The organism is Vibrio sabulosilitoris (assembly GCF_055391395.1).
Genome location: NZ_AP029599.1, coordinates 2,151,623 through 2,165,063 on the forward strand (window position 1 = coordinate 2,151,623; position 13,441 = coordinate 2,165,063).

Annotated in this window: 20 protein-coding genes; 15 read left to right on the forward strand and 5 right to left on the reverse strand. The window is 47.8% G+C overall.

Annotation, left to right across the window (positions count from 1 at the left end; genetic code table 11):
• The first annotated feature begins 5 nt into the window (after positions 1-5).
• From ACZ5R2_RS10120 to ACZ5R2_RS10160, 9 genes are all read left to right on the forward strand, one after another.
• The gene (locus tag ACZ5R2_RS10120; RefSeq protein WP_464902132.1) at positions 6-308 is read left to right on the forward strand and encodes a hypothetical protein; all 303 of its coding nucleotides are present in this window, start codon (positions 6-8) and stop codon (positions 306-308) included.
• A 145-nt stretch (positions 309-453) separates the two neighbouring features.
• Positions 454-642, forward strand: a complete 189-nt coding sequence (locus tag ACZ5R2_RS10125; protein ID WP_464902133.1) for a hypothetical protein — start codon at positions 454-456, stop codon at positions 640-642.
• Positions 639-1,010 carry a DNAase gene (locus tag ACZ5R2_RS10130; protein WP_464902134.1) on the forward strand — a complete coding sequence of 124 codons (372 nt, stop codon included), beginning with the start codon at positions 639-641 and terminating at the stop codon, positions 1,008-1,010. The genes ACZ5R2_RS10125 and ACZ5R2_RS10130 overlap by 4 nt, the downstream gene beginning before the upstream one ends.
• Positions 1,011-1,013: 3 nt before the next feature.
• Positions 1,014-1,568, forward strand: coding sequence for a chemotaxis protein (locus ACZ5R2_RS10135; protein ID WP_464902135.1), 555 nt, complete (start codon positions 1,014-1,016; stop codon positions 1,566-1,568).
• Positions 1,565-2,293: a hypothetical protein gene (locus ACZ5R2_RS10140; RefSeq protein WP_464902136.1), complete on the forward strand. Its 729-nt coding sequence runs from the start codon at positions 1,565-1,567 to the stop codon at positions 2,291-2,293. Before ACZ5R2_RS10135 ends, ACZ5R2_RS10140 begins: the two co-directional genes overlap by 4 nt.
• 2 nt (positions 2,294-2,295) lie before the next feature.
• A complete protein-coding gene (locus tag ACZ5R2_RS10145; RefSeq protein WP_464902137.1) occupies positions 2,296-3,063 on the forward strand; it encodes a hypothetical protein in 768 nt (255 codons plus the stop codon).
• Positions 3,053-3,535 (forward strand): structural protein, encoded by a 483-nt coding sequence (locus ACZ5R2_RS10150; RefSeq protein WP_464902138.1) that lies wholly within the window; start codon positions 3,053-3,055, stop codon positions 3,533-3,535. The genes ACZ5R2_RS10145 and ACZ5R2_RS10150 overlap by 11 nt, the downstream gene beginning before the upstream one ends.
• The gene (locus ACZ5R2_RS10155) at positions 3,532-3,744 is read left to right on the forward strand and encodes a hypothetical protein (protein WP_464902139.1); all 213 of its coding nucleotides are present in this window, start codon (positions 3,532-3,534) and stop codon (positions 3,742-3,744) included. The genes ACZ5R2_RS10150 and ACZ5R2_RS10155 overlap by 4 nt, the downstream gene beginning before the upstream one ends.
• Positions 3,745-3,753: 9 nt before the next feature.
• Positions 3,754-3,921, forward strand: a complete 168-nt coding sequence (locus tag ACZ5R2_RS10160; RefSeq protein ID WP_464902140.1) for a hypothetical protein — start codon at positions 3,754-3,756, stop codon at positions 3,919-3,921.
• Positions 3,922-3,990: 69 nt separating this feature from the next.
• On the opposite strand, the gene ACZ5R2_RS10165 is transcribed toward ACZ5R2_RS10160, so the two are convergent.
• Positions 3,991-4,413 (reverse strand): phage protein, encoded by a 423-nt coding sequence (locus ACZ5R2_RS10165; protein ID WP_464902141.1) that lies wholly within the window; start codon positions 4,411-4,413, stop codon positions 3,991-3,993.
• 856 nt (positions 4,414-5,269) lie between these two features.
• On the opposite strand from ACZ5R2_RS10165, the gene ACZ5R2_RS10170 reads away from it, so the two are divergent.
• Positions 5,270-5,614, forward strand: a complete 345-nt coding sequence (locus ACZ5R2_RS10170) for an NADH:ubiquinone oxidoreductase (protein WP_464902142.1) — start codon at positions 5,270-5,272, stop codon at positions 5,612-5,614.
• Between the two features lie 46 nt (positions 5,615-5,660).
• Here ACZ5R2_RS10170 and ACZ5R2_RS10175 read toward each other — a convergent pair whose 3' ends face one another.
• The 4 genes from ACZ5R2_RS10175 to ACZ5R2_RS10190 form a co-directional block, all read right to left on the reverse strand.
• The gene (locus tag ACZ5R2_RS10175; RefSeq protein WP_464902143.1) at positions 5,661-5,888 is read right to left on the reverse strand and encodes a hypothetical protein; all 228 of its coding nucleotides are present in this window, start codon (positions 5,886-5,888) and stop codon (positions 5,661-5,663) included.
• Between the two features lie 25 nt (positions 5,889-5,913).
• The gene (locus ACZ5R2_RS10180) at positions 5,914-7,656 is read right to left on the reverse strand and encodes a response regulator (protein WP_464902144.1); all 1,743 of its coding nucleotides are present in this window, start codon (positions 7,654-7,656) and stop codon (positions 5,914-5,916) included.
• 22 nt (positions 7,657-7,678) lie between these two features.
• Positions 7,679-8,851 carry an FIST signal transduction protein gene (locus ACZ5R2_RS10185; RefSeq protein ID WP_464902145.1) on the reverse strand — a complete coding sequence of 391 codons (1,173 nt, stop codon included), beginning with the start codon at positions 8,849-8,851 and terminating at the stop codon, positions 7,679-7,681.
• A 73-nt stretch (positions 8,852-8,924) separates the two neighbouring features.
• Positions 8,925-9,299, reverse strand: coding sequence for a hypothetical protein (locus ACZ5R2_RS10190; RefSeq protein ID WP_464902146.1), 375 nt, complete (start codon positions 9,297-9,299; stop codon positions 8,925-8,927).
• A gap of 323 nt (positions 9,300-9,622) precedes the next feature.
• Between ACZ5R2_RS10190 and ccoN the strand changes: the two genes are divergently transcribed.
• From ccoN to ACZ5R2_RS10215, 5 genes are all read left to right on the forward strand, one after another.
• Positions 9,623-11,050 (forward strand): cytochrome-c oxidase, cbb3-type subunit I, encoded by a 1,428-nt coding sequence (gene ccoN / locus ACZ5R2_RS10195; protein ID WP_464902147.1) that lies wholly within the window; start codon positions 9,623-9,625, stop codon positions 11,048-11,050.
• Positions 11,051-11,060: 10 nt separating this feature from the next.
• Positions 11,061-11,681, forward strand: coding sequence for a cytochrome-c oxidase, cbb3-type subunit II (gene ccoO / locus ACZ5R2_RS10200; protein WP_464902148.1), 621 nt, complete (start codon positions 11,061-11,063; stop codon positions 11,679-11,681).
• Positions 11,682-11,689: 8 nt separating this feature from the next.
• Positions 11,690-11,875 carry a cbb3-type cytochrome oxidase subunit 3 gene (locus ACZ5R2_RS10205; protein ID WP_464902149.1) on the forward strand — a complete coding sequence of 62 codons (186 nt, stop codon included), beginning with the start codon at positions 11,690-11,692 and terminating at the stop codon, positions 11,873-11,875.
• Positions 11,875-12,852, forward strand: coding sequence for a cytochrome-c oxidase, cbb3-type subunit III (ccoP, locus tag ACZ5R2_RS10210; protein ID WP_464902150.1), 978 nt, complete (start codon positions 11,875-11,877; stop codon positions 12,850-12,852). Before ACZ5R2_RS10205 ends, ccoP begins: the two co-directional genes overlap by 1 nt.
• Positions 12,853-12,943: 91 nt before the next feature.
• On the forward strand, positions 12,944-13,423 hold the full coding sequence (locus ACZ5R2_RS10215) for a FixH family protein (protein ID WP_464902151.1): 480 nt from the start codon (positions 12,944-12,946) through the stop codon (positions 13,421-13,423).
• Positions 13,424-13,441 lie beyond the last annotated feature (18 nt).

Consider the following 13,441-nt stretch of genomic DNA (forward strand, 5'->3'; position numbering starts at 1 on the left):
TTTGCATGGATTGGTGGAATGACTTACTCGAAACGGGCGGCGAACTAGTCGGCGGCGCAATTGATGCCGTGGGCGAGTTAGGCGACAACTGGCTCAATGCCAAAGTTGACCAAGAGGCCGATCGCGTTTCATCCGCAAACCCTGATGAAAACCGCGCCAACGAAAACAACTACCAACAGCCCAACGGCGAGCCTGTCCAAAGTGGCGGCGCTGGCGGGTTCACCATTAGCAAAGATATGGCAATCGCGGCGGGTGTTGCGGTGGCGATTTGCGGGGTGTTGTACGTGGCTACGAAGGGGAAAAAATAATGCCTTTGATTTTTCTTCCCTTCTTAGGGGGCGGCGCTCTTGGGGCTTATCTTGGATTTTCGGCCAGTGACGGATTTAACCGCCTAACGTGGTTAATCGTACTCGCGCTGGCGGTCTTTCTCTCTATCAAATTGGGGGTGTTCTAATGCTTTCAGATTTTGGAAGTTTAACCAATACCGCGCCGATCAATGGTGGTCAAGCGACCAGCGGCGCGGATGGTGGCACAAATTCTAACGGTCAATCAATCGGGTCTATCAATATGGGTAATCCTAACAAGTGGCTAATTGTCGTGGGTGTGGGGATTCTCGCCACGCTTTGGTTCACGAAAAAATGATTGAGTGCGTATCCGCGCAACGCGGGGCTATTGAGCGACTAAAGCGAGCGTTTCGAGCGTGCCCGAAAGACTTTGATTTGATGCAGCAAGAAATCAAAGCGGGGCGCGTGTCGGTGTATCACTTAACGGGTGAGCGCTTTGATGTGGTGGTTGCGGGCGAGGTTGTCGGGGAGTCCTATTTTTTGTGGGGGCTGGCGGGTCGCGGCATGGTTGAGGCCGTGCGCGAGTTGCGTCACTACGTAGAAAAGGCGGGGTTATCGAGCATTGGCGCGGATACGCATTTCAAAGGGGTAGCGAAGTTATGCCGTGCACTTGGCATTAGTGAAAGTCAGTGTGACGGGGTCACTTCTATGAAATGGGAGTTTTAAAAAGTGGGTGGTAAATCCAGTTCTAGCAGCAGTAATCAAACCACTAATGTCAGCGGTCAAACCGCCATTAGCGGCGATAACTTAGGCACGAATCTCAGCGGCGTTAATAACTCAGAAATTAACATTACAGCGACCGATCACGGCGCGGTCAAGGGCGCGTTAGAGCTTGGCGGCGAGGTGATTGAAGCGGGTCAAAACATGTTTTCCGATGGTGTCGAGTTCGTGCAAAACTCGCACGAAATTAACTCCGCTTTGGTGCGTGATACACACGATACCAACACGGCGTTTTTATCCGATACGCACGAAATTAATACCATGTTTGCCGCGCACGCGCTCGATGAATACAGCAGCACCAACAGCGAGAATTTATCCATGATTGCTGGGCTTGCTGGCAACCAAGCGGCGCAAAATAGTGCGAATCTCTCGTCAATGATGGAGCTTGCCAAGTTCAAACAAGACGGCGGCAAAAGCGAAAGTGATACCAAACAAATCGTGCTGATCGTGGTGGTGTGTTTGGTGTTGGGTGTGGTGTCCTATGGAGCGGTGGCGAAAAAATGATTATTCAGTTAATTGACGGTCAGCCAATGCCTTTGACCATTGGCGCAAAATGGGTACACGTTGAAAAAGCCGATGCACCGTTCACCATGACGATTGATGAAACGAGCGAGTTGGTCAAGCTCGCAGAAACCGCCGTTTATCACCATAGCAGTGATGAGATTGGGCGCGTCTTTCTCAGTGGTCACGGTGAAATTCATATCGAAACGGGCGCGGGCACATTCACGCCGCCAGTAAAGGGTCAACAAGTCGAAGTGGCCGCCATGCCAGCGGTGGAAGTCTCCACACTGCCAGCGGTCGAGGTATCTACCATGCCAGCAGTCGAAGTGAGCAAAGTGCCCGCCGTAGACGTGGCAACCATGCCAGCGGTGGAGGTGTCCGCACTGCCCGCCGTGGAGGTAGCCACCTTGCCAGCGGTCGAGGTAGCGACACTGCCAGAAGTGGAAGTCTCCAAAATGCCTGCCGTAAATGCGTATGTGCTCGCCTCTGGGCGATTTAAAACGCACGCCTTTGATACGTTCCCCGCCAGCATTGCAAAAGACGATGCGCGCAAGGGTGTGACCATCAAAGCGCACAAGGATAATGCGAGCGCCATTGAATTGATGGACGCGGAGACGGGCGCGCAGGTGTACGAGCTGGACGCGGGCGAGGTGTTACAGCTTGCCGCAAAAGGCGAAATTTTTCTTAATGCTCAAGCGGGTGATCGCTTGATGGTAATCGAGGTTTAACAATGGGTTATCCAAAGAAAAAAGCCGATGAAATCGCTATCGGTGAAGTGTTCGACAATCTGCCAGAAGGCGATCCGCGCAATAAGTTGGAGTATCTCGCGCAATTTCTGGACGGGCTAAATCTAGGCGGTGAAACGCCGTTTAATTGTGCGATGCAGTGCGGATTTAATATCCGTGAAAATGGTCGTGACGGTGGAGAGTATAAAATTCACCTCTCGCCGCATTACGAAAAAGTCGGCAAGACAGAGTTATTTTATCGCTATGATTCAGCGATTTACACTAACTGTTTAAACCCACTTGAAGCGCACAAAGCGTATTTGCAACACGGGCGAAGTGAGCCAATCCCAGACGAATGGGTAACTCAAGCCGCCACGCGCTTTGGTATGTCAATGACATTTAACGGCGCGTTTTCCATATCAGACAGCAGTTTAATTACTCAAATTGAAGCGGCTAACGAGTTGCGGTTACGCATCTACATTGAAAATGGATTCGGCGCGAGTGTGTATCTGCCCGCCTATTGGGACGCAAGCAACAAACGGTTAAATTTCTCCGGTCATTTTATGGATTGGCTCGCCGCTAACCCTGATATGTTCATTGATTGGCAAACGGGGCTTGCGTCACATGAGCGCGCCGATATGACAGCGAATTTCTATGTTTGCGATGCACAAGGGACGTTGTCACATTTGGACTCAACCAGTAAAGGGTCGGTGTACAGTATCGGCGGCCAAATCCGCGTTTTTGATGCAGAGGATACCGAATATGGCGGCTAAATCACTGATTTTGGCCTTTGTCATTCTCGCGTTAATCGGTGTATGGGGAGCACGTAACAGCAAAATGAGCGATTTACTTTTACCGCGCGGAGTGCGCAACAATAACCCGCTAAACATTCGCATTGGCAACGCTTGGCAAGGTGAAGCGGGCGCATCCAAGGACAATGAATTTGAAACGTTTTCACATCCTAAGTATGGGTTTCGTGCAGGTGCGAAGATCATGCAGAATTATCAGACCAAATACGGGCTTTACACGCTCGCCGAGATGATAAATCGCTTTGCACCGCCAAACGAAAACAATACCAAGAACTACGCGGCGTTTGTCGCGGGAGAATTGGGCGTTGATGTCAATGAGCGGCTCGATATGCAAGATCGCCATTTGTTAGCGCGTACCGTTCACGCGATGTCAGTGATGGAAGTTGGACGCCATTACACGATTGAAGATGCTATCGAGGGAGTCGCATTAATATGATGAAGTTTAACCAAAAATCGACGTGGCGCGGGCTGGCGCTGATCGGGTCGGCGGTGGCGCTGCTTTCGGGCAATGGTCATTTGTTTAACGCCGAGTTAACCGACACGGGGTTACACCTTGGCGGCGTGATTGGCTCAGCGGCGGCAGTCGTTGTACCGATTGGCGTGGGTCTGTGGGAAACGCTGCGTGATGAGCTTAAAACGGGCTAGGGTGGCACTATGGCGGAATTTCCAGCGGTCGCACTCATGAGTGAGTTGGGTTTTCGACCGACTGAAATCATTTTCCTTGGGATGCTTTGGTATAACCAACGGATACACAAAGAGATTTTGAACAAATTGATCGAGAAAGTGCGTGATATTGAACTGACCATGAAGCACTTCAACTAACACAAAAAGCCCCTTAATGGGGCTTTTGTCATTAGTGGCACATCAAAAATCAAACAGTCACAGTGTCACTTATTTGTATTTTGTCGGTATCCAAATCGCGGCTTTTGGACGGCGACCGCCACGAAACGGAAAATGGTTTTCCTTGGCGGGATAAACTTTCGGTGCTTCAATGTGGCCGTAGCGTTCGACAAACTGGCGGTGTTCGTCTTTATGGATAGCAAAGCTGTCGAGCTCTTTGGGGCTGAACTCGCGACCATCGGGCGTGGTAATGATGCCTTTTTGCTCGTTGATGCGAAAGCCTGACCAACGCACGTCATTGGGCAAGTAGCCAATGGATTTGATGATCAGCAGCTTTTCCGCCATCGGGTTAATGTGGGATGTGCCGTCTAGCCAACGTTGCACGGTGATCGGTTTGACGTGAAACCAGTCAGCGGCAGACTGAACGGAATCAAAGTTTTTGAATAGCAACTCTTTAAATGATGTATCTAGCATTGTGATATTTCTCACAGTTCTGAAATTAAAATTAAGCCGCTTTTTAATCGGATGTGGCTATTAATTTGAAGGGGTTCAATAGTCACGCGCTATTAAATGGGGACGCTCAAGGCGCTTATAAAAGTTATGTTTTTTCGCGTTACCGAAACAAAAGCGAAACAAACGTATAGAAAAAGTGATATTGGTGCAAAAACTCTAGGGTTTACGGGGGCTGTAGCGTGACGAGGTTCGCAAAAAGTCGTTGAAAATCCGTATGTTAACAAAACAACCTCCAGTGCGTATTATGTATATTATGTTAAATATGACTTATGTAGATATACTTGTATTCACATCCATTACTCCCCTCATCTTCAATCAGCCAACGTATTGAACATAATTGTATTTACCATAAAATAGCTAATAATCATCTAATTATCTATCGATTAATTAGATGATTATTAGCTGGTTATGCCTTTTACCATCTATCAGTCGCTAAACGCTTAAAGCTGTTAGTTCGTTGTTACTCTCTGAGCATCACGACATTCAAAGCCTGCCTGTGTGCCGGCTCAATGCCAATAAAGACGCGAGCATTTGAAAAACCGTCACTCGTTGCAGTAATTAGAGTTTACCAAGATGATCGGTATGGCGGTTTGACAGTCAATAATGAGCGTTGAACCGGTCATTTGCTGTGGCAATACCACTATTGAGCCTTGTGATGAATGTATGCTTTTTTGCCGCTTTTGGTTAGAAAATTAGACAAACCAGACTAAATCGTCGATCTTAGCTTGCATTTGTGGCGAATAAATAGACAATGGCAGCGTTGATTGATTAACGCTTGAATGAATGGATTTGAATCGAACCCTACGGGAGTCTGTTAATGAAATTTATCTGTGTCTTGGTCTGTCTTGCCTTGTTTGGCATCTCTTCAATTGAACACTCTGAAGCTTTTGCAGCTGGCTCGATTGTGGCCTTATTATCATTAGGTGCATGCTACTGGATTGCATTTCAGCGGACGTCGATGCCGCAACTTGCGATGGGAATGCTGTTCCTTGGCTTACTGGCTAAACTGGTAATCACTTCGTTGGGCTTATCGCTTACCTTTATGGCCAACTTGGCTTCTTCACCTTTGATAGCGATACTGGCTTACTTGTACACCTCGATTGCTGCATGCATTTACTGGTATCGTAAACAAAACCACCGCGCACAATTGAATGCGGCTTAAGGCAGTTTGGGTCGCATGCGTTTGGGTAGATGGTATCGACCCAAATTTATGATCGTATCAAGCCAAGTGCGACGAGACGAATAAAACGCACCACACCAGATTGCAACAATGCAAAGCTCAGAATGCCGACCGCCAATATATCGGTGGTCGCATTACCTGTTATGCTCAATAATCGCAAGCCAACGATCCGCAACACAAAATCGCTAACAAATAATAGACAACTACAGATAAATACCTCTGTGATACTCTCCACTAAGTTACGCGTATTTTTCATGATATTTATCTCATTAGACTATGATTTAGCAATCGGTATACTCAAGTTCAATGTTGGTCGCTAGTACTTGGTCTATTGTCCCGACCACCTCACTTTGTCGAATCGGTTTACAGATGAACTCATTCATCCCACATTTAAAGCATTGATTTTTATCTGTTTCCATTGCGTGCGCGGTCAGTGCGATTATCGGCGTGTGGCAATTAAACTCACGAATTTTCTTTGTTGCAGTGATGCCATCCATCACTGGCATTGAGATATCCATAAGAATAATATCAACTTTGTTTTGACTATTACGCATATAATCAACGGCTAGTGCGCCGTTATCAACCGTTGAAACTATAAAACCACTGTTTTCTAGAATAAGTTTTGCGACAACTTGGTTGGTTTTTGTGTCTTCTACAACCAGAACATGCTTGCCTACCCTAGCCTGCGCTGATCTTGAAGCATTACCTTCATTCGCAAGAGCCTTACGTGTTTCCAGTGGCATCTTGATTTCGACCGTCGTCCCTTTAGATTCTATGGAATCGAGGTGAATAACCCCACCTTTCAGCTCGACAATATGTTTGGTGATACTAAGTCCCAAGCCTGACCCGCCAAACTGTCGGGTAATGCTTGAGTCGGCTTGGACAAACGGCACAAACAGCTTATCCAAGTTCTCTCGTGCAATGCCGATCCCTGTATCAGTAAACGTAAGCAGCAACTCGCCATTGTTAAGCGAGGCGTAAAATGAGACTGAGCCCTTGTCGGTAAATTTAACGGCATTGCCAAGCAAATTGAAAATGATCTGCGATAGACGACTAGAATCCATGTAGGCATTAAGGCCTTCCTCGATATCAATCACGTAATTGAAATCGAGCTGTTTACTTTTCGCCAGTGTTTGATGGTAAGCAATGCTGTTTTCTAACGTTTTCCTTAATCCTACCCAACTGCGGTTAAGTGGAAAGCTACCACGCTCGATTTGGGTAACGTCGAGAATATCACCGATTAGTGCCAACAGCATTTCGGCGGATGTGGTCATTTGGGACAGTATATTTTGTGATTCACTGCCCTTCACCTGTTGTGATAACACATCGATGTAGCCCAATACCGAGTTAAGCGGAGTACGAAACTCATGACTCATCATGGCAAGAAACTTGGACTTCGCCTCATTGGCGTCGATGGCTTTTCTTTTGGCATGCTCGAGCTGAACCGTTCGCTGACGAACCAAGATTGTAAGCTGTTCTTTATGCTCGATATCGAATACCGCGCGCTCTAAGAGCGGGCGAAAGCGATTAAGTGTCTCTCTGGTCTCAAGCGAAAATTGGCCGGGTTTATTACCTAAAAGTAATATAATCGCATCAGAGAGCTCACTGCAGACACCAACTAATAGCGCGGAGTTGATTGATGGGCTTATACGTCGGTTAAGGGTCTGAATTTCTTCGATACGTGTCGTATCGAAGATAACAATTGTTTCTCCCTCTAACACGCGGTTAAATTTTGCGCCATGCTTCCAATAGACAGAGTTGAATTCCGGTGATGTCGCTTGCAAACAGGCATAACTGGTTTGCATTTTACTTTTGGACAAGACCAAAAATTCGTCAAATTCAATATAGAGAGAAAGTACTTTGTGCAGCTCTTGAAAGATCTGCTCTTTGTTTGAAGCGCCAGTTATCTTTGAGATAGCGTCAAGAATAGTCATATTCTCTTTGAGCAGAGCGGCCTCTCTTTCTCGGCTGCGATTAAGCTCAAACAGGGCTTCTCTCAGTTGTTCCTGACTTCGATTTGGCATTGTTGCTTGTCCTTGCTTATTTCTACTGATGGAAGACCGCAGAGGTCACCATCAAATTGGCATGTGCAATTTCACCGCCGATGAAGCGCCCTTGTTCACCGAACGTAAATGGTGATAGGAATGGCGTAGAGCCTAGTGCATCCACAATGTGATGATAGACTTGATGAATATCCTCTTTGAGATACATCATGGGACCTGCGCAAATAACAAAAATGGCACCCTGCGGAGTATTGCCGACGGAAGCATCTTGCAGTACTCGCGCGGGGCGAAGGATCATCTCATCTTGATTGCCATCCATCATAGTGACCCTGTCACCCTCTTGAATGTCAGTAAATAGGAGAATCGCTCCCTCTTGATTACTGACTCTGATTGGATGCGATAACTTGTAATAGCTATGATCAAATAGCTCACCCACCTTACGCCCGAGCGAGTACTTGGTCACGAGATCAAACTCAAAGTGCAAAGGTACATCCACATTGGCGTACTCGGCAATCCAGCGTCGGTAGACCTGTTCTGCGGGCTCTCCATCTATTTCAAATATCTCTCGCCCGCAAGACTTGGTAACGACGCCAGAAAACGGGGTTTTTGAATAGCCAGAACTAAAAGAGTGTGTGCATTTGGCTTGGGTGTAGAACAACATCAACGCAACTCCAGACTGAGTGCATTGGTTCTCATCAAACAGTGACCATAGTCCCCAGACTCGGTTATCAGACGCACTGCCGCCGACAATGGGCACCGGTGAAATGAAATACTCATCAATGGCAGACACGACACTCTCCTCAAGCCCAGGAGTTGGATGGCAGAGTATAAATGATGGCAGCTCTCCGATGCGGTCAAGCTGCTCGAGGGCTGAGTCAAGTGCGGTATGGATTGACTGGCGAGTTTGCTCATTCGTAGGGATCTGCGCGACCAAGGTGGTGTAGCTACTGGCTGCATCATCATAGATCGCCATCACACCAACCACAGTGCCAAAGTGGACACCTTTATCACTGAACACGCCACGACAAGTCGAGCATGCCACGATGGGAGTGCCCGGAAATGCGTTTTTGAGTTCAGATTGCAGCTGATTTGGCTCGAACTCCTGACTGTAGTAGCAAATGATGCTACTAGGCTGCCCATTCGGCAGTTGTGCACGTATCTCTAAAACCGCTTGGTCAGGTTTATTAAGCTGGCTAATACCCGTTGCAAACTTCATCAAAATTCGTCGATCTTCGGTTAAAGTGAATACATCTTAGCGCGTATACTAATCCAATATGTCGAAAAAAACATTAATCTAAAGCAATGATGAGATCGATCGCTTGCTGATTGTTCATTTCTGTGAGTTTTAGTTCTATTTCACCAAGTTGCTCGTTTTCTAAAGCAATGGAATAACCTTCCTCTGTTTGATGCAAGTTTACACCAGCTTTGTCGGTGAGCTGCCAGGTTGGCTTTAAGCCTGAGATCAAAACAGTGCCCAGCTCAGTGCGGACGGCAGTGATGGTTACGCCTGCATCGATCTGGCATACCTCACCAAGCATACACTCCACTGGTTCTTGCTCTGCCCGATTGTAGGCAGCCGTGCGCCACCAAAACGCGGTAATTAATACAGCAAGTGTGATTAATATTTGTACAATTCTTGCCTTGGTTAACGGTTGCGCTGCCATCTCCGATTTACCTCGTGTTACAAACTTCAAAGTTTTGAAATAAAGGATCTATTTCCAACTCACTACCAGGTTAACACCCTGTCATTGAAATGTTAACTGCAGTATAGTTGATAACGAAAATGTCACTTTTATAAAAATCATCAGGGAAGATGGTTAAAGTTATATGTTTCAATTCTCTTCTCTCAAATGATTTTGGTGGCATTACGACGCAAGTCGTGTTGGAAGTAAAGTGTAGTTAATACCCATCAACTTACCCCTGCGATCATGATGTCTCTGATCTCGGGTGTGAATGGTGTGGTATGTTTGAAATTGGAAGCATGTAAATGAGCCAAGAAAAGCAGCTAGAAGAAAACTACAACTACACCGTGGTTCGACAGTTCACCCTAGTTACTGTTTTATGGGGCATTGTCGGCATGGCCGTAGGTGTATTGATTGCCGCTCAATTAGTTTGGCCACAGCTAAACTTTGATACGCCGTGGTTGACGTACAGTCGGTTACGTCCGTTGCATACTAATGCGGTTATTTTTGCGTTCGGTACCAGTGCTCTGTTCGCGACCTCCTATTATGTCGTGCAGCGTACTTGCCAAACCCGCCTGTTTGGTGGGCCTTTAGTGCCATTCACCTTTTGGGGGTGGCAAGCCATTATCCTTTCTGCAGCCATCACACTGCCTCTGGGACTCACGTCTGGTAAAGAATACGCCGAACTTGAGTGGCCAATTGATATCGCGATCACCCTCGTTTGGGTGGCGTATGCCATCGTCTTCTTTGGCACCCTTATTAAGCGAAAGACCTCGCATATCTATGTGGCCAACTGGTTCTTCGGCGCCTTTATACTGACTGTCGCCGTTCTGCATGTGGTTAACAGCATGGCGATACCCGTTTCACTCGGGAAGTCCTATTCGGTGTACTCAGGCGCAGTTGATGCCATGGTCCAGTGGTGGTATGGACATAACGCGGTAGGCTTCTTATTGACAGCGGGATTTCTGGGTATGATGTACTATTTCGTGCCCAAGCAAGCAGAGCGCCCGGTCTACTCATATCGCCTATCGATTGTCCATTTCTGGGCACTGGTTTCTTTGTATATCTGGGCTGGTCCTCACCATCTGCACTATACGGCCCTGCCCGACTGGACCCAATCTCTTGGGATGGTCATGTCACTGGTTTTGTTTGCCCCTTCTTGGGGTGGCATGATCAACGGTATCATGACACTGTCAGGTGCCTGGCATAAGCTGCGTTATGATCCTATCCTGCGATTCCTGATCGTTTCCTTGTCTTTCTACGGCATGTCGACCTTTGAAGGTCCGATGATGTCAATCAAGACTGTCAATGCGTTGTCGCACTACACCGACTGGACCGTAGGTCATGTTCACTCAGGCGCACTGGGCTGGGTAGCCATGGTTTCAATTGGTTCGGTTTACCACTTGATCCCACGCCTATTTGGTCAAGAGCGGATGTACTCAGTTAGCCTGATCAACACCCACTTCTGGCTCGCCACCATAGGCACCGTGCTTTATATTGTGGCAATGTGGATCTCGGGAGTAATGCAAGGATTGATGTGGCGTGCGGTGAACTCGGACGGCACTTTAACCTACAGCTTTGTCGAGTCCGTTCAAGCCTCCTACCCGTACTACACGGTTCGCTTTGTCGGCGGATTTATCTTCCTCGCTGGTATGTTCCTGATGGCTTACAACGTCTACAAGACGGTTGTTGCGCCGCAAGGCAGCCTCAAAGCTCAACCTCAACCGGCATAAGGAGACGATAATGAGTTCTAATTCGAACAATCGCCACGAAATCGTGGAGAAAAATGTCGGTCTATTGGCAATATTGATCATCTTTGCCATTAGTTTGGGCGCGTTGGCTGAAATCACGCCGTTGATTTTTCAAAAGCAAACCACAGAGCCTGTCGATAATCTTCGTCCGTATACCGCACTCGAAATGGAAGGTCGTGATATTTATATTCGTGAGGGCTGTAACGTGTGCCACTCGCAAATGATCCGCCCTTTCCGCTCGGAAACTGAGCGATACGGTCACTACTCTGTTGCCGGTGAGCATGTTTGGGAGCACCCATTTCTATGGGGCTCGAAGCGCACTGGTCCGGATTTGGCACGTGTTGGCGGCCGTTACTCCGATGAGTGGCATCGCGTGCATTTAATCAACCCACGAGAGTTGGTTCCAGAGTCAAACATGCCAGGTTTCCCATGGCTTGAGCAAAATGTGCTCGATGGCAAATTGACGCAGAAGAAATTAGAGATCTTCAAAAACCAATTTGGCGTACCGTATACTGACGAGCAAATCGCGAGCGCTCAGAGTGATGTGCGAGGAAAGACAGAGATGGATGCCATCATTGCCTACTTGCAATCCCTTGGCCACGCAATGAAATAGGAGGCGTTATGGATATTGGTACATTCCACGGTATTTGGACCATCGTGCTTTTTGTCAGTTTCATTGGCGTTGTGTGGTGGGCTTATGGAAAAAGCCGCAAATCACGCTTTGAGGAGGCAGCAAATCTGATTTTTGATGATGAACACCATCACCAATCTGCCACTAAGCAAACACAACAGGGAGTGGATAAATAATGACAACTTTTTGGAGTTTATGGATCATTATCATCACTATCGGCACATTAGTTGGCTGTGTGGCACTGTTGGCTTGGTGTCAGAAAGACAAGATGGGAGTTGAAGATGGTGCAGATATGGGGCACGAGTACGATGGTATTCGTGAACTGAACAATCCCCTGCCTAAGTGGTGGTTTTACTTATTTGCCGGGACATTCGTGTTCGCCGCGGTCTATTTGGCACTTTATCCTGGCCTAGGCAACTTCCAAGGCCTACTTGGATGGCAGAGCTCAGATCAAACCGTCAAGTCACTAGCGGAGTCTCGCGCATCGATCGCCAGTGCTCAGTCTGAGCGGCGCTTGGTGCAATACGCCAAAGAGCTCGATGATGCAGATAGCTATTTTGGTGAAAAATTCACTCAACTGGCCAACCTCAGTGATGGCTCGGGTCTTAAGCCCTTAGAGGAAATCGCTTTGGATCCTGAGGCGCTCAAGGCTGGACAAGGGCTGTACTTGCAAAACTGTTCTCAATGTCATGGCTCAGATGCGCGTGGCCAAAAGGGCTTCCCTAACTTGACTGACAACGCTTGGCTGTATGGCGGTGAGCCTGAGGCTATCATAACCACCCTTATGGAGGGTCGAGTTGGTCAGATGCCGGGATGGATCGATGTGCTTGGTGAAGATGGTGTACGCGAGGTTGTTTCATACACGCTCAGCCTCTCTGGCCGCTCGGTGAACGCCAAAGAAGCAGAGGCCGGTAAAGCGCGCTTTGTGGTCTGTGCCGCTTGTCATGGCACTGACGGCAAAGGTAACCCGGCGGTTGGAGCGCCGGACTTAACCGATCAAATCTGGCTGTTCGGTGGCTCTCGCGCCGACGTCACGGAAACGATTGTCAACGGTCGCTCTGGTGTGATGCCAGCCTGGAAAGACATCTTGGGTGAAGAGAAAGTCCAGCTTGTCTCAGCCTACGTTTGGAGTTTGAGCAATTCCGATCAATAAAACGTAACAAAACGATAACGGCCCCTTTTTTTAGGGGCTGCAATTCCCTTACATTTTACTCTCCACTTTTACTTCTTTTCGAGAGCGTTTTATGCAAAAACCTTGGTATAAGCAGTTCTGGCCGTGGTTCCTCATTATTCTCCCAGGTACTGTTGTCGTATGGACCATCATCACTGTCATCATCTTTTCGAAAAACTCCGTCGACCTTGTCACCGAGGATTACTACAAGAAAGGCAAAGGCATCAACATTGACCTGTCGAAGGTTAATAAGGCGAAAGAGCTTGGCTTGTCGGCACAAATTGATCAAAACGGTGAGCAGATGGTGATTCGTTTGGCGCAAGGTGAGCTCAGCCACTTCCCCGCAATTAAGGTCATGTATGCCCACCGTACTCTGCCTGATCAAGATTTTGAGATGCTGGTGACCGCCGATGCACAGGGCATCTATCGCTTTACCCCGCCAGCCAGCATCTCAGGGCCCTGGTTCGTTGAAGTCACTCCGCATGATGATCAGTGGCTGATCCAAGGGCGGGTGTTCTTTCCATTAGAGCAACCAACACCACTCACTAATTAGCGTTACAGGGAGCACTGT

What these genes read in the sequence shown, in the direction of transcription:
- ACZ5R2_RS10120 (WP_464902132.1), top strand. Translation starts at nt 6, where the DNA reads ATGGATTGGTGGAATGACTTACTCGAAACGGGCGGCGAACTAGTCGGC.
- ACZ5R2_RS10125 (WP_464902133.1), top strand. Translation starts at nt 454, where the DNA reads ATGCTTTCAGATTTTGGAAGTTTAACCAATACCGCGCCGATCAATGGT.
- ACZ5R2_RS10130 (WP_464902134.1), top strand. Translation starts at nt 639, where the DNA reads ATGATTGAGTGCGTATCCGCGCAACGCGGGGCTATTGAGCGACTAAAG.
- ACZ5R2_RS10140 (WP_464902136.1), top strand. Translation starts at nt 1,565, where the DNA reads ATGATTATTCAGTTAATTGACGGTCAGCCAATGCCTTTGACCATTGGC.
- ACZ5R2_RS10145 (WP_464902137.1), top strand. Translation starts at nt 2,296, where the DNA reads ATGGGTTATCCAAAGAAAAAAGCCGATGAAATCGCTATCGGTGAAGTG.
- ACZ5R2_RS10150 (WP_464902138.1), top strand. Translation starts at nt 3,053, where the DNA reads ATGGCGGCTAAATCACTGATTTTGGCCTTTGTCATTCTCGCGTTAATC.
- ACZ5R2_RS10155 (WP_464902139.1), top strand. Translation starts at nt 3,532, where the DNA reads ATGATGAAGTTTAACCAAAAATCGACGTGGCGCGGGCTGGCGCTGATC.
- ACZ5R2_RS10160 (WP_464902140.1), top strand. Translation starts at nt 3,754, where the DNA reads ATGGCGGAATTTCCAGCGGTCGCACTCATGAGTGAGTTGGGTTTTCGA.
- ACZ5R2_RS10165 (WP_464902141.1), bottom strand. Translation starts at nt 4,413, where the DNA reads ATGCTAGATACATCATTTAAAGAGTTGCTATTCAAAAACTTTGATTCC.
- ACZ5R2_RS10170 (WP_464902142.1), top strand. Translation starts at nt 5,270, where the DNA reads ATGAAATTTATCTGTGTCTTGGTCTGTCTTGCCTTGTTTGGCATCTCT.
- ACZ5R2_RS10175 (WP_464902143.1), bottom strand. Translation starts at nt 5,888, where the DNA reads ATGAAAAATACGCGTAACTTAGTGGAGAGTATCACAGAGGTATTTATC.
- ACZ5R2_RS10180 (WP_464902144.1), bottom strand. Translation starts at nt 7,656, where the DNA reads ATGCCAAATCGAAGTCAGGAACAACTGAGAGAAGCCCTGTTTGAGCTT.
- ACZ5R2_RS10185 (WP_464902145.1), bottom strand. Translation starts at nt 8,851, where the DNA reads ATGAAGTTTGCAACGGGTATTAGCCAGCTTAATAAACCTGACCAAGCG.
- ACZ5R2_RS10190 (WP_464902146.1), bottom strand. Translation starts at nt 9,299, where the DNA reads ATGGCAGCGCAACCGTTAACCAAGGCAAGAATTGTACAAATATTAATC.
- ccoN (WP_464902147.1), top strand. Translation starts at nt 9,623, where the DNA reads ATGAGCCAAGAAAAGCAGCTAGAAGAAAACTACAACTACACCGTGGTT.
- ccoO (WP_464902148.1), top strand. Translation starts at nt 11,061, where the DNA reads ATGAGTTCTAATTCGAACAATCGCCACGAAATCGTGGAGAAAAATGTC.
- ACZ5R2_RS10205 (WP_464902149.1), top strand. Translation starts at nt 11,690, where the DNA reads ATGGATATTGGTACATTCCACGGTATTTGGACCATCGTGCTTTTTGTC.
- ccoP (WP_464902150.1), top strand. Translation starts at nt 11,875, where the DNA reads ATGACAACTTTTTGGAGTTTATGGATCATTATCATCACTATCGGCACA.
- ACZ5R2_RS10215 (WP_464902151.1), top strand. Translation starts at nt 12,944, where the DNA reads ATGCAAAAACCTTGGTATAAGCAGTTCTGGCCGTGGTTCCTCATTATT.